Source organism: Halomonas citrativorans (genome assembly GCF_900163645.1).
Classification (GTDB): domain Bacteria; phylum Pseudomonadota; class Gammaproteobacteria; order Pseudomonadales; family Halomonadaceae; genus Vreelandella; species Vreelandella citrativorans.
On the sequence record NZ_FUKM01000028.1, the window covers coordinates 18,272 to 32,465 of the forward strand.

Annotated in this window: 9 protein-coding genes; 6 read left to right on the forward strand and 3 right to left on the reverse strand. The window is 54.5% G+C overall.

Translation table 11 applies throughout. The features are described from left to right. The first annotated feature begins 40 nt into the window (after positions 1-40). From queC to CZ787_RS06390, 4 genes are read left to right on the forward strand one after another with little or no spacing between them, the layout of a single operon-like run. Positions 41-751: a 7-cyano-7-deazaguanine synthase QueC gene (queC, locus tag CZ787_RS06375; protein WP_087107341.1), complete on the forward strand. Its 711-nt coding sequence runs from the start codon at positions 41-43 to the stop codon at positions 749-751. Next, the gene (queE, locus tag CZ787_RS06380) at positions 751-1,395 is read left to right on the forward strand and encodes a 7-carboxy-7-deazaguanine synthase (protein ID WP_087107343.1); all 645 of its coding nucleotides are present in this window, start codon (positions 751-753) and stop codon (positions 1,393-1,395) included. The genes queC and queE overlap by 1 nt, the downstream gene beginning before the upstream one ends. Further along, positions 1,395-2,228: a 6-carboxytetrahydropterin synthase gene (locus CZ787_RS06385; RefSeq protein WP_087107344.1), complete on the forward strand. Its 834-nt coding sequence runs from the start codon at positions 1,395-1,397 to the stop codon at positions 2,226-2,228. The genes queE and CZ787_RS06385 overlap by 1 nt, the downstream gene beginning before the upstream one ends. After that, entirely contained in the window at positions 2,225-2,509 is a 285-nt protein-coding gene (locus CZ787_RS06390; protein WP_087107346.1) for a YkgJ family cysteine cluster protein, read from the forward strand. The genes CZ787_RS06385 and CZ787_RS06390 overlap by 4 nt, the downstream gene beginning before the upstream one ends. A 3-nt stretch (positions 2,510-2,512) precedes the next feature. Here the strand turns inward: CZ787_RS06390 and CZ787_RS06395 are convergent, their stop codons facing one another. Both CZ787_RS06395 and CZ787_RS06400 read right to left on the reverse strand, forming a co-directional pair. Then, positions 2,513-6,412, reverse strand: a complete 3,900-nt coding sequence (locus tag CZ787_RS06395; RefSeq protein WP_087107348.1) for an AAA family ATPase — start codon at positions 6,410-6,412, stop codon at positions 2,513-2,515. A 30-nt stretch (positions 6,413-6,442) separates the two neighbouring features. Continuing rightward, entirely contained in the window at positions 6,443-7,099 is a 657-nt protein-coding gene (locus CZ787_RS06400; protein ID WP_087107350.1) for a tRNA-(ms[2]io[6]A)-hydroxylase, read from the reverse strand. A 496-nt stretch (positions 7,100-7,595) separates the two neighbouring features. On the opposite strand from CZ787_RS06400, the gene acnB reads away from it, so the two are divergent. Continuing rightward, positions 7,596-10,199: a bifunctional aconitate hydratase 2/2-methylisocitrate dehydratase gene (acnB, locus tag CZ787_RS06410; protein ID WP_087107353.1), complete on the forward strand. Its 2,604-nt coding sequence runs from the start codon at positions 7,596-7,598 to the stop codon at positions 10,197-10,199. Between the two features lie 183 nt (positions 10,200-10,382). Then, a complete protein-coding gene (locus tag CZ787_RS06415) occupies positions 10,383-12,269 on the forward strand; it encodes a glycerophosphodiester phosphodiesterase family protein (RefSeq protein ID WP_087107355.1) in 1,887 nt (628 codons plus the stop codon). 53 nt (positions 12,270-12,322) lie between these two features. Here the strand turns inward: CZ787_RS06415 and ggt are convergent, their stop codons facing one another. Then, the gene (ggt, locus tag CZ787_RS06420) at positions 12,323-14,113 is read right to left on the reverse strand and encodes a gamma-glutamyltransferase (protein WP_087107357.1); all 1,791 of its coding nucleotides are present in this window, start codon (positions 14,111-14,113) and stop codon (positions 12,323-12,325) included. Positions 14,114-14,194: the final 81 nt, after the last annotated feature.

Genomic DNA, 14,194 nt, shown 5'->3' on the forward strand with positions numbered 1-14,194 from the left:
TATCGCGCACGAAAAATTCTCCGACAGCGAGTACTATTTTATGTCCAGTACGTCTTCTCTCCCTCCTGCGTCACCGACAGCGACCGTGGTTATCTATTCCGGCGGCATGGATTCCTATACAGTGCTTCACCGCGCACTGCGTGAAGGGCTGGAGGTCCACGCGCTATCTTTTGACTATGGTCAACGTCACGCGCGCGAGTTGGATGTGGCCACGCAGGTGTGCCGACAGTTGGGCATTCCTCACCAGGTGGTCGATATTCGAGCCATTCACGGTTTGATCGATAACTCCGCACTGACCAACGCCGACCAAGCCATGCCGACGGGTGACTACGCAGATGATAATTTGCGCGCCACTGTCGTTCCCAATCGCAATATGATTTTACTGTCCCTGGCGATTGCCAAAGCGGTCAACATAGGCGCTGAGCGCGTGGATTATGGCGCCCATGGCGGTGACCATGTTTTATACCCGGATTGTCGCCCCGAGTTTGTCGATGCCATGAACCACGTGGCGGGCATTGCCAACTTTGAGCACGTTACGCTGCACGCCCCTTACCTACACTCATCAAAAGCGGATATTTTACGCGATGGCTTATCCATGGGGCTTGATTACCAGCATACCTGGACCTGCTATGAAGGACGTGCGTTAGCGTGTGGTCAGTGCGGCAGCTGCCGAGAGCGCTTGGGTGCCTTTGCCGCTAACAATGCCCTTGACCCCTTGGCTTACGATGCGACAGCTCAGGTGAATCGCTGATGTATCACGTTAAAGAAGCCTTTTACACGCTACAGGGCGAAGGCGCACAAGCAGGTCGTGCCAGCGTTTTTTGCCGTTTTAGCGGCTGTAATTTGTGGTCAGGCCGTGAAGTGGATCGCGCTCATGCAAAATGTACCTTTTGCGATACGGATTTTATCGGCACTGACGGACAAAACGGCGGGCGATTCGCGACAGCGGCCGAGCTGGCTGCGCATATTAATGCGCTCTGGCCAAAAGGTAGCGCAAACGCCACCCCTTATGTGGTGTTTACCGGCGGTGAGCCTCTGCTCCAACTGGATACACCGTTAATTGACAAGCTACACCAGCAGGGCTTTGAAGTAGCCGTTGAAACGAACGGTACGTTGCTTCCCCCTCCCGGTATTGATTGGTTGTGCGTTAGCCCTAAAGGTAGTAATCCTTTGGCAATTACTCAGGGAAATGAATTAAAACTTGTTTATCCGCAGGCTAATGCTCTGCCTCCTGCATTTGAAGACCTTGCGTTTACTCACTTCTTTTTGCAGCCCATGGATGTAAGCCCGTTAGGGCTGCAGTCCGACACCATCGCTCAGGCAACGGATTACTGTATGGCTAACCCACAGTGGCGCCTTACGCTTCAAATTCACAAAATCGCAGGGTTTGACTAATGGCTCTCTTTGTAAATCAGTTAACCCATATGGATGTCTCTGTTTGGTGCCCGACGCGCGGACTCATCGGCTGCAGCTGGCAAGTAGATGCGCTCCTTGAAGGCGCCTTGGGTGAAGACGGCATGCTATTTGATTTTGGCGAGGTAAAGCCCTGGATCAAACGCACCCTGGATAGCGGTCTCGACCATACGCTCCTGGTGCCCACGCAGGCGCCCAGTGTAAGCATTACTGATTGCGAGGAAGGCCTCTGCGTTCGCACCGAAACACCTTACCCCATGGAAGTACGTGGGCCTGCCGAAGCCTTTAGCCTGCTTCCCTGGGCATCTATTACGCTTGAAGAGGTAGCGGCGTATTTAAGTGCCGAGTTGACCGCACAGCGCCCCGTCAACGTTGACCGTGTCACGCTAACGTTAAGTGATGAAGCTACGACCGGAGCAGCCTATGGCTATAGCCATGGCCTTAAACGGCACCAGGGCAACTGCCAACGTATTGCCCACGGCCACCGCTCCAGGCTCTCTGTTTGGCAATCGGGCACGCGCCAACCTGAGCTGGAAGCTCGCTGGGCACACTGGCTGGATAACCGCTACCTACTTGAGCAAGCGGATATTGAACACCAGGACGATGTGTTCTTGACCTGTCGTTACCAGGCAGCCCAGGGAGACTTCGCCATTCGCCTGCCAACAGACCGCTGTGCGGTATTACCGGGCCCCACTACCGTAGAGAATATCGCCATTTGGCTGGCACGTAGCATCGCCGATGAAAGCGGCCACACAACACATGTTCAAGCATTCGAGGGGATTAACAAAGGCGCCTTTGCGGAATTTACGCCATGAGTGAGGCAGGTATTATCGTTAAGCAAGGCGAAGGCTGCCGAGCAGGTTGTGGGGCTTGCTGTATAGCGCCATCCATCAGCTCACCGATTCCAGGGATGCCTGAAGGCAAGCCTGCAGGGGTTCGCTGCATTCAGCTAGATGAGCAGAATCTATGTCGGCTTTTTGGCGATGCAAGCCGCCCCGCCGTATGCGCCAACTTTAACTTTGATGCCAGCGTTTGTGGCGAGCACCGTGATCAGGCGCTCGCCACCCTTGCATACCTCGAAACAGAAACGGGATAACCCCTAACCTTCTACACCCGCAGGCTGGGTCAAACGACGATCCAGCAGGCTCACCCAACGCACCAGCACCGGCGCATCGCTATGGCTAACATCATTCAGCAAATGTCGGAACGACTCTTTGGCAGTAGGGTCGCCCGGCTCAATGTGCATCAACCATAGCTCAAGCGCCGCCAGCTCCTGGTGGCGGTTCCCATTTTCTCGGGATTGGCTGATGGCCATCTCGGCAAGCGCCCTAACCTCGTTCGCAGGATGTCCAAGCTGATGCCGAACGCTCGCCAGCAGCGTCGCTAGCTCAGGCAAAAACAGCGTGGTGCGCTCTCGGGCGATCACAAGGCATTGATCCAAATAGTCTTCTGCGGCATCAAGCTCACCCAGCTCAATACAGGCATCGATATACCATAATGAGGGCCGCTGGTAGCGGTCGCTCCCTTTAAGCTCGGTCATCCGCTCAAGGCTTTCGCGTATTTGTGCAAGCCCTCCTTGGTCCCCTGCCAACGCGCGCTGCCATCCCAACACCGCCTGGGCCGAGATTTGCCATAATTGCAAGTCGGGCGTGACGGTCATGGCTGCCGCCCTCTCCGCCTGGCGCGCTGCCAGGTGCACATGCCCTAACTGACGATAGAGGGAAGCCGCGAATAACAGCGACATTGCCAGCGTTCCCGGGTGGCCAATTTTTTCCGCCAACCGAAGCGCCGCCGATACTTGCCGCTCTGCACGCTGATAGTCGCCCCGTAAACAGAGCGCCCAGCCTTGAAAACACGCTGCCGTTACCTGCGGGTGATCAGAGAACGGTAACCACTCAATCATCATTTGTGCATTGAGCGGATCAATTTCATCCAGATGATCGTGGGCCTGCTGGATACGCCCTGCCCAGTACTCGCATTGAGCGCGTGCATAATCCGCTAAACGGCGATAGCGCGGGTCTTCCAGTCGCTCCGCGATATCCGCAAGCGTCGAGGCAAGCGCAAACGCATCGGCATGCGCATAGCGCTGGCTGCGCCCTACCCAGAGCCCCCACTTAACCAGAAAGACCTGCTCAAGCTCCTCAGGGTCATCCAACATATCGCTGCCGGACTCACGCAGTAGCTCTCGGGCGCGAACAAAACTTTCATGAGCGATGGGTGAGCCGTGTCCTTCCAAGGAAAATGCGGCCTGCCCACGTACCGTAAGCAGGCTAACCTCGCGCTCTATCTCATGCTCAACATGGCGCAAGCTTGCCAACCCTGCGTCGGCCATCCGCAACGCCGTTCGGTTAGCACTGACCTTTAGCGCCTCGCGAGCAGAAAGCTCAAAATAGCGTGCGCCGCGTGCGTAATGACCGCTTCTACGCAAGTGCGCAGCAAAGTCGCCAGGATGGCGACTAATCCACATGGGGAAACGCTCTTCAATTAGCGTGACGACCTGCTGATGCAGTTTGACGCGTACATCGCGCGGGCAGGAGAGATAGGCAGCTTCCTGAAGAAGCTGATGGCTAAACTGGTACTCTTGCTCACCGACTTCTTTATTAACGGGCTCAATGATCTCGAGCTGACGCATATGCTCGAGCGCTTGCGTTAGTCGAGCGGGCTCCCAGCCACTGCACTCCAGCAAAAAATCCAGCCGGAAACGTTTGCCAAGTACTGCCGCCACGTGGGCAATAATGCGGTCGGCCTCCAACTGATCAATACGGCTGGCTAGCAAGCCCAGCAACCCCTTCGGCAGCTCATCAAATTGGACACTACGTCCTTCGCGACGGTCCATGTCCAGGCGTCGGCAAATTTCCTGCATGTAAAGCGGCACGCCATCGCACCGCTCTATGATCTGGTTACGCAGCCGGGGGCTTAAATGTATGCGGTAGCGGCGTGACAGCTGTGAAAGCAGGCGTGACGATTGCTGGACATCCAACTTGCCCAAATTGATCTGCTGGTCCCAGTGAAGCTTAACCGGTAAGGGTTCACGTCCATGGTGACTGGCAATCAGCATAAACGCCGTATTGATAGGCAAGCGCGCCTGAAGGCCTGCCAGCACTTTAAAGGAGGGTTCATCAACCCATTGAAGATCATCAATCATTAGCGCCAGCGTACGTTCACTGGATTGCTGCTCAATCAAGCGATGTAACAACTGTACGACCAGCTCCGCCGCCTCGCCATTTTGCGCAAGCTGCGCCACCTCTTGAACGTCCCTAACCCCAAGCGCTTCTTCAAGTAGGTGCTGTCGGCTCTTTTCTAAAAGACCCAAGCCCAGCGTTGTTTGCATGGCATGCAAGGTATCCAGTGCAGGTGGCGCATTTAGATGCCAGGCCACCAGGCTGCGGGCAATGCCGTAAGGTTCAAGTACAGATAATCGCGTCGTTGGCTGCCAACAAATCGCGGCATCGCGACTTAATTCAAGCTGACGAAAGCCCACCATGAGCGCAGATTTCCCCATGCCCGAAGCACCTCGGACAAGCACGCTTTGGCGCAGCCCAATTCCCGCCCGCGCCAAGGCATCGCGGAGCGTACGCAGCGCGGCCTCACGCCCGACTAAACTCGGCGGTAGCGCATCACGCCCCCCTTCATTTTGACCCAAGACCAGCGCGCGCAGGCGAATACGCCCATCGCTTGCCACCAGCCGAGACACCAGTCGTGGCTGTAGATCAAGCGCGGGGGGCATGTGCTGGCTGGCCTCCTGAGAAATGACCAGCTCACTGCCCTCTGCCGCACTCATTAGCTCCAAGGCAACTTGCGTCACCTGACCAAGTGGGTCCGCTAGCTGACGCTCTGCCAAATAGACGACCCGCCCGCTATTTAAACCGGCGGCAAGCTCAAAGGCGGGCGGCTCACCTTCCCTGTCCCAATGACGCGCCGACTCTTGCGGCAACGCATGTTGACAGTGTTCGTAAAGCGCTACCAGCTCCGCAAGCTGGTGTGCGGGCCCATGTGTACCAAAACAGGCGAGCCCGAGTCCTCCGGTTGCCCCAGGTAACCAGAACCCCCCCAGATGATGACACTGCTGCTCTAACCAACGCAGTAACTCCAGCTGCAAGGCCAGACAGCTACGCACTGCTGCACGCTCCTGCCAGTCGCCCTTCAAGCGCAGCCGAATAGCCATCACGGAGAGCTGGCGCAGCTCGATTTCATCGTCGCGTAGCGGCTTGCTGTCCGCTGCCAATACGCGCGAAAAAGCGCCCTGAGGGGACATAGCACGAGGATCATGCGGCCCATCCGACCAATAGCTTGCGAGCTGTAAAAAACTGGGCTCAGGCTGCTGCCCCGAAAGTGCTAATAGCTGTAAATAACCATTGTATTGCTCGTGAGCAGCAGCGATTTGGTTCTGCTCGGCTAGCTGGCGCACCAAGCGCTCATGAAAAGGTGCGTAACCCGAAAAGCGGCTTACCAAGCCCTCAAGCATTACATCTGGCGCATCCTCATGGGCTTCCAGGACCTGCTCAGCAAAGCGAATGACACGCTGACGCCATTCGTTGCGCACTTGTACGAACCACCGCTGAAATTCGCTACAGTTGGTTAGCTGGAGCTCCTCAACGAGGTCTCCCTGATAGCAGGTCAGCACCGCTTCGAGCGTTGCTAATTCGCGGGGGCCTTCCAGCAGTTGCTGCAGTTCATGTAAATCGATGCGCCAAGTCGATGGCAGGTTAAAAGCGATGGTTTGGCGCGACACATTCAAGACTTGATCAGCGTTATCCCCGAGCGAATGACGCAGGCAGTGCAGGGCATGGCGCAAGTTAGTCCTGCCTGATGAAAGCCCCTGGTCTGGCCATAACAGCTCGGCGAGCACCGCACGGTTCACCGGCTGGCGGTGAAGCAGTAAGTAGACTAACAGCGCTTTGACTTTGTCATAGCTAAAGTGGGTTAGTACACCATCCCCCTGAGAGAGGGAAAAATGACCAAAGAGGATTAGCTGATCAGACTCACGAGTATCGCGCATGCTACATATCCTGCCTGGGCTAGTGGTGTATTAAGCGGGTACACCACTATGAAAACGAAAAGCCGTATCGGGTGACGTTATCAGCTCTGCTTCCCGGGCCACAAAAAAAGCAATTCTTTCATCAATGGAAGCGTTAGTTTGCTGCTGCGCAAGCAGTAGGTAGTCTTCAAAATGACGCCCTTCGGACTTAACCAGCGTGCGATAAAATTTAGCCAACTCTTCATCCAGGTAAGGAATCAAGCGAGCAAAACGCTCGCAGCTGCGTGCTTCTATTAAGGCGCCAATAATGAGGATATCAATAAGACGCTCTGGATCATTGCTGCGCACATGACGTCGCAAGCCCTCAGCGTACCGGGAAGCGGTTAAATGCTTGTATTCAACGCCGCGCTTTTCCATTAAACCCACAACTTGCTCAAAGTGCAGCAATTCTTCGCGGGCGAGCTGAGACATTTTGCTCAATAAAAGAGGCTGGTCTACATAACGATACAGCAAGCTCATGGCCGTCGAAGCGGCCTTTTTCTCACACTGAGCGTGGTCAACAAGCAGTATTTCGGGGTTATCTAGCGCCCATTTAAGCCAGCTGTCCGGCGTTATACAGGCAAGAAATTCATTTAAACTTTCGGGCAACAAGTCATCTGCTTGAAGTTTATGGTCTGCGGGTGTTAATTCCGGCAATTGCATTGACATAACGTTCTTCCGAGCATTTTTTCACAATTGTACAATATTTAAACGCCGATAGCGTTCACCCCGTTCCCAAACCGCAAGAACAATGCCATGTCTTTTGGGTACATATTGCTGGCCACCGCTAATAGAAATAATGGCGCTCTACGCTTCGCTGTGAGGTTAGTTCAACGTGGAAAGCAACCGTAACGTTATAGCGTCCAAGCCATGGTAACGCGGCGCAACCGCAATCACACCTTTAGCATGCTCAGGCCCATCACACCCTGCCAGAAAGTGTCCCAAACGGCCAAAACACAGGCCTTTAAAGCAGTATTTTTTGTGTATCAACATAAAGTACAACACCTGCCTCTCGCCTTCTTCTTAACATTGTCGACAGTTTGCCGTAGAATCCGTGTCATCCAACCAGACGCTGTTTCCAAGCGTATGTCATGTGTCCGAGCGCACGCTCAAACACCGTGAAAATGTGTGCTCGCCACCATAAAGCAGATGAGAGGGCCCCAACGTGCTTGAAGCATATCGCCAACATGTCGAGGAACGCGCCGCTGAAGGCGTACCACCCAAGCCTCTAAACGCCGAGCAAGTTGCCGCCTTAATTGAGCTGCTAAAAACCCCACCGGCGGGTGAAGAGGAATTTGTTCTTGATCTGATCACCAACCGGGTTCCGCCGGGCGTCGATGAAGCCGCTTATGTAAAAGCGGGCTTTCTTACTGCAATCGCCAAGGGCGAAGCAACCTCTCCGCTAATCGATAAAATCCACGCGGTTAAGCTGCTAGGCACCATGCAAGGCGGCTACAACATCGTATCCATGGTAGAACTTTTGGATAACGAAGAGTTAGCGCGTGAAGCCGGCGAACAGCTCAAGCATACCCTGCTGATGTTTGATGCCTTTCATGATGTTGAAGAGCGTGCCAAAAAGGGTAACAGCGTTGCCAAGGACGTTATTCAGTCTTGGGCAGAAGCAGAGTGGTACCTTTCCAAGCCTGCTTTAGAAGAAAAAATCACCCTGACCGTCTTTAAGGTGCCGGGTGAAACCAACACTGATGATCTGTCACCAGCACCCGATGCCTGGTCGCGCCCCGATATCCCGCTGCACGCCAATGCCATGCTCAAAAACGAGCGTGACGGCATTGTGCCTGAAGTACCGGGCTCTATGGGTCCGCTCAAGCAAATTGAGGAAGTCAAATCCAAAGGCTTCCCGGTTGCTTATGTCGGTGATGTCGTGGGTACGGGCTCTTCACGTAAATCAGCCACTAACTCCGTGCTGTGGTTCTTTGGTGACGATATCCCTTACGTTCCCAACAAGCGCGCTGGCGGCTTCTGTTTTGGTAGCAAAATTGCTCCGATCTTCTTTAACACCATGGAAGATTCTGGCGCACTCCCGATTGAACTGGACGTATCAAAGCTGGAAATGGGCGATGTCATCGACGTCTACCCCTACGAAGGCAAGGTGTGCAAGCACGGCACTGATGAAGTGCTCACCACGTTTGCATTGAAAACTCAGCTGATCCTGGACGAAGTACGTGCTGGCGGCCGTATTCCTCTGATCATCGGTCGTGGCCTGACGGGCAAAGCACGTGAGTCCCTTGGCCTTGAGCCTTCTGACGTATTCCGCCTGCCGGATCAGCCCAAAGACACTGGCAAGGGCTTTACCCTGGCGCAGAAAATGGTCGGTAAGGCGTGCGGCCTGGAAGGCGTTCGTCCGGGCATGTACTGCGAACCTAAAATGTCCACGGTCGGCTCCCAGGATACTACTGGCCCGATGACCCGGGACGAGCTGAAAGACCTGGCCTGCCTGGGCTTCCAAGCGGACTTGGTCATGCAGTCATTCTGCCACACGGCGGCCTATCCGAAGCCGGTTGACGTGGACACTCACCACACACTGCCTGACTTCATTATGAACCGCGGCGGTGTATCGCTGCGTCCTGGCGACGGCATCATCCACAGCTGGCTGAACCGTATGCTGTTGCCAGATACAGTAGGTACCGGCGGCGACTCCCACACCCGCTTCCCGCTGGGCATCTCGTTCCCGGCTGGTTCAGGCCTGGTGGCCTTCGCTGCTGCCACCGGCGTTATGCCGCTGGATATGCCGGAATCCGTACTGGTGCGCTTTAAAGGCAAGCGTCAGCCTGGCGTTACCCTGCGCGACCTGGTTCACGCCATTCCGCTTTACGGCATCAAGCAAGGTCTTCTGACCGTTGATAAGGCCAACAAGAAGAATGCGTTCTCTGGCCGCGTGCTGGAAATTGAAGGGCTTGAAGACTTAACGGTCGAGCAGGCATTTGAGCTTTCCGATGCCTCTGCTGAGCGCTCTGCCGCTGGCTGTACTATTACGCTGTCTGATGAGAGCGTTACCGAGTACCTGAAATCCAACATCACACTGCTGAAGTGGATGATCGCTAACGGTTATGGCGATGAGCGTACGATTAGTCGTCGTATCGAAGGTATGGAAGCGTGGCTTGCCGACCCGAGCCTGATGCGTGCCGATGCGGATGCCGAATACGCCGAAGTCATCGAAATTGATTTGTCCGAGATTAAAGAACCAGTACTTTGCGCGCCTAACGATCCTGACGATGCTCGTTTGCTGTCAGACGTAGCGGGCGAAAAGATTGATGAAGTATTTATCGGCTCGTGCATGACCAACATTGGTCATTTCCGCGCAGCGGGTAAACTACTTGAAAAGCAGCCTGCAGGCAGCCTCAAAACTCGCCTGTGGCTGGCACCGCCGACCAAAATGGACCAGCACCAGCTGACCGAAGAGGGTTACTACGGCATTTATGGTCGTGCCGGTGCGCGTATGGAAATGCCGGGATGCTCACTGTGTATGGGTAACCAGGCGCGCGTTGCTGCAAAAAGCACCGTTGTGTCTACGTCTACACGTAACTTCCCGAACCGTTTGGGCGATGGTGCCAACGTGTACCTTGCCTCGGCGGAACTCGCCGCGGTTGCCGCGGTGGAAGGTCGCCTGCCAACCGTTGAAGAGTATCAGCGTTACATGAGTGAATTTGACGCCATGGCAGGAGAGATCTATCGTTATATGAACTTCCACGAAATTGAGGAGTATCAGAAAATCGCCTCAAACGTGATTCCGGTTGCTCAAGAAGCGTAACCATCCTATCGCCGATGCTCGCACCATCACAGACTTAATGAAATTCCGTTAATTCTGAGACGATGACCGAACGCCCCTCAACCTCTCGTTGTGGGGCGTTTTTATTACCGCAAGATGTCGGCGACTTGCGAGGGCTTCCGGATACTGCCACTCTGTTAGTTCATCCTTATGATTTAAAAGACAATGCAGCCACTGACACATCTTGGCTCGGCCTTAATGAAGACACTGCGCGATCATCTACGCCCCTTGATCGCCTATCATTTGTTTTTTACCTTACTGGCCTCTGCCCTGTTATTACCCCTGATTGGGTGGATAACCCAAGGCCTGCTTGCCCAATTAAAACGTACAGTGATCACCAATGACGAGCTAATCAGCCTGCTGTTTAGCCCCTTGGGCCTTGCTTGCATGCTGGTCGGCCTGGTCTTTACTTTTCTTATACTTTACTGGCAACAGGCTGGCATGCTCCAGGTCGCCGTTCGGCCTCACGGCAATCATTACCGGCTTGCGTTTGATGCACTCTGGTTAAGCGTTCGTCGCCTCCCCGCACTGGCAGGGTTAGTCGTGTTACAGGTGGGCACGCACCTTTTACTGCTGGCCCCTTTCATGGCCGCACTTGCATGGCTTTATAGTGTTTGGCTAAGCGGCTTGGACCCTTACTATTTACAGCGTGTCATGCCGCCAGTGCTTTGGTATTTTATTGCCTGCGCGCTGCCGCTTGTGGTGATTTGGCTAAGCTTAGCGGCCTGGCTTTATCTGCGCTGGCTGTTAGCGCTTCCTTTAGTAGCGCTTGAAAACTCCAGTCCGTTACGCGCCCTGACGCACAGTTTTCATTTAACCAAAGGCTGGCACCGCTCCATTGGCGCGGCCGTACTCATCCTGTTACTGCTCATTATTGCACTACCTGTTATCACCACCATCGCCTTTGATGCGCTGGTAACGCCGCTTCTCTGGTGGCTACCAGAACACAACACTTTTCTAATTCCCATCATGTTTGCCTATTTAACAGGCTATCTGCTGTTAACCCTCGCCGTTACCTTTATCGGTATTGCGGCTAACGCACTGCTTTCTGCTTGTTTGTACCTTCAGTTAGCGCATCACAAGGTGCGCCCTGCCCCTCCATCAAAAATCGTCCTCCCGGGCCGATTTGCCTGGGCGGTTGAACTTAGTGTATTGCTACTGGCCGCCTTACAAGCCTGGTGGATCCTGAACAGCTTTGAACTACGCGACAATGTAAACGTGTTTGCGCACCGTGGTAGTTCAATGGTCGCCCCCGAAAACACCCTGGCCGCGGTTAACCAGGCCATCATCGATAAAGCTGACGCCGTAGAGCTGGATGTTCGCTTGTCCGCCGATGGGCAGGTCATGATTTACCATGACCGGAGCCTGGCAAGATTAACCGGTGATAACAGAGAATTCGGCGACTTAACGCGTGAAGAGCTTAGTCAGTACGACATAGGCAGTTGGTTCGGTGATGCTTTTCAAAACGAGCCTATCGCAGGCCTGGATGAGGTACTTGAACGCGTACGTGGCCATGCCGGATTGATGATCGACATGAAGGCACTGCCCGGCGAGGAACAAGCACTTGCTGATGCAGTCATTGCCCTACTGCGTGCTGAGACCGATATGCGCTATGCCTGCTGGGCTAAAAGCAGTAATCCTATAACAGCTTATGGCGAGTGCAGCTTTCCCAATGCAATGCTGGAGATGCGGGTAGCCACGATGACGCCATCACTGTCTGCCCACATCAAACGCCAAGCGCCTGAACTACGCGTCACACTGCTGGCACAATTAATCCTGCCAGGCACGCTGGACCGCCGAAGCTTCGATGCCTTGGGGCTTCGCCATAACCGTATTACAGCAGAGGAAGTGCGTCTTGCAGCGCTTTATGGCTATGAGATACACGCCTGGACAGTCAATGACCGGGCAAGAATGTCTACACTAATCGATTTAGGGGTTGATGCGATTATTACCGACTATCCCGCGCGTTTACGCGAATTGATTGAAGAGCGGCGAGCGTTAAGCGACGGGGAGCTTCTGTTGGTGAAGCTGCGCAATTGGCTACGTCAGTGACGTGTACTTAAACACGCCACTGACAGCTCATTTCGTAAAGCCAGTTAATGGGATCAATCGCCCATAACAACGCCTTCGCGACGCGGGTCGGCACCGCCAAACAGCGTCCCATCCTCCAGCCTACGGATGGCCTGAAGCCCACTGGTTAGCTCTCTTTCACTGATGGTATGCCCGTACTCCTCAAGCACTTCCAGGGTCGCTTCCGGGAAGCGCCCCTCTTCCAAATAAACATCGCCTCCCATGGTAATGGCGTGAGGCAAATTGAGCGCTTCTTGAGCACTCATCCCCCAATCACGCATCGCAACTAACGTGCGGGCGGTGTAATGAATAATAGCCGCGCCACCCGGCGACCCCAGGCTTGCCACCAGCTCGCCCGACTCTTTATCGAATACGAGTGTTGGGCTCATGCTTGAGCGCGGACGCTTGCCAGGTTCAACCCGATTACCCACCAGCTCGCCATCCACCTCTGGGGTAAACGAAAAATCGGTCAACTCATTATTAAGCAAATACCCACCCGGCAGACCGGTTCCTCCATCGGCAAGGATGCGCGAACCAAACGCCTGCTCAATAGACGTGGTCATCGCCACGGCATTGCCTTCAGCGTCAATAATACTGATATGGCTAGTGCCGTATTCCGGCTGATCCGGCTGTGAGGCAAAGCTAACGTCAAGCTCACCGGGGTTCCCTGGCTCCGCACTATCGCCCATGCTGGTGTCACCAATTAACTTACTACGCTCTGAAAGGTAGTCAGGCGCCAGCATTAATGACCAGTCACCACCCGGCGCCTCTACGAACTCAGGGTCCGCTATATAACGTCCGCGATCAGCGAAGGCCAGCCGAGAAGCCTCCAGAAACTGATGCAGCCAACCGCTGCTGGATACGCCGTTATCCAAGGGTGCTTCCAACAATGGCTGCTGATCTAAAAGACCCAGTATCTGCATAATGGTAATATGCCCAGACGAAGGCGGAGGAAATCCACACACTTCCCACTGCTGCCATGGCGTACACAGTGGTTCCCGCTCAATTGTCTGGTAGCTGCTAACATCCTCAAGGGTCATGCTGCCTGGCCGCACCGAATGGTTCTGTACACGGCTTACTAAATCCTCGGCAACGTCGCCTTCATAAAAGGCCGCGCTGCCGGTGGCCGCAATTTGACGTAATATGTTCGCCAGCGCAGGATTTTTTAACGTGTCGCCAACGGCTAGCGGCTCGCCGTTTGGCTGGTAATAAAAGTTCTCGGCGAGCGGGTCACTGCGTAACGCTTCATCATTGGCAAGGCTGGTGTGCAGCCGTTGGCTAACGGCGAACCCTTCCTCTGCAAGCGTAATAGCGGGTTCAAAAAGTGCCTCCCAAGCCAACTGACCGTGCTCTTTATGTGCTTGTTCCAACATTCGCACCGTGCCTGGCACACCAACAGAAAGTCCACTGGCTACTGCATCTGCAAAGGACAGCGGCTCGCCATTCTCCATAAACAGCTCCCCTGTCACCGCACCAGGTGCTGTCTCTCGGCCGTCGTAAGCCTGAACATTTGAGCCATCATAGAACATTAAAAAAGCGCCACCGCCAATGCCGCTGGACTGAGGCTCGACAAGTGTTAATACCATTTGCACAGCGATAGCAGCGTCAATGGCATTGCCACCATTTTCCAACACTTGATAGCCCGCATCCGTTGCCAACGGGTTAGCCGCCGCGACCGCAAACGACGCCGTTGCCCAGCCGGGTTTTTCCTCATACCCCGACCCAACCTCCGGGGTTATGGAGGGGGCTTCATAGCTAAACCCAAAGCTATAAACCGGCACTAACAGCAACCCTGTTAGCGTTAACTTAATCCTTTTTGGGGACATTACAGTGCCCTCTCGCATCCTGGAAAATATCAAGTAAGTAACCACACAACAGAGTAGCCTATAAAACGCATGCGCCCGGCA

Bases quoted from the DNA above. Each gene is read 5' to 3' on its own strand.
- CZ787_RS06415 (WP_087107355.1), top strand. From the start codon at position 10,383: ATGCAGCCACTGACACATCTTGGCTCGGCCTTAATGAAGACACTGCGC.
- ggt (WP_087107357.1), bottom strand. From the start codon at position 14,113: ATGTCCCCAAAAAGGATTAAGTTAACGCTAACAGGGTTGCTGTTAGTG.
- CZ787_RS06400 (WP_087107350.1), bottom strand. From the start codon at position 7,099: ATGTCAATGCAATTGCCGGAATTAACACCCGCAGACCATAAACTTCAA.
- CZ787_RS06385 (WP_087107344.1), top strand. From the start codon at position 1,395: ATGGCTCTCTTTGTAAATCAGTTAACCCATATGGATGTCTCTGTTTGG.
- CZ787_RS06395 (WP_087107348.1), bottom strand. From the start codon at position 6,412: ATGCGCGATACTCGTGAGTCTGATCAGCTAATCCTCTTTGGTCATTTT.
- queC (WP_087107341.1), top strand. From the start codon at position 41: ATGTCCAGTACGTCTTCTCTCCCTCCTGCGTCACCGACAGCGACCGTG.
- queE (WP_087107343.1), top strand. From the start codon at position 751: ATGTATCACGTTAAAGAAGCCTTTTACACGCTACAGGGCGAAGGCGCA.
- CZ787_RS06390 (WP_087107346.1), top strand. From the start codon at position 2,225: ATGAGTGAGGCAGGTATTATCGTTAAGCAAGGCGAAGGCTGCCGAGCA.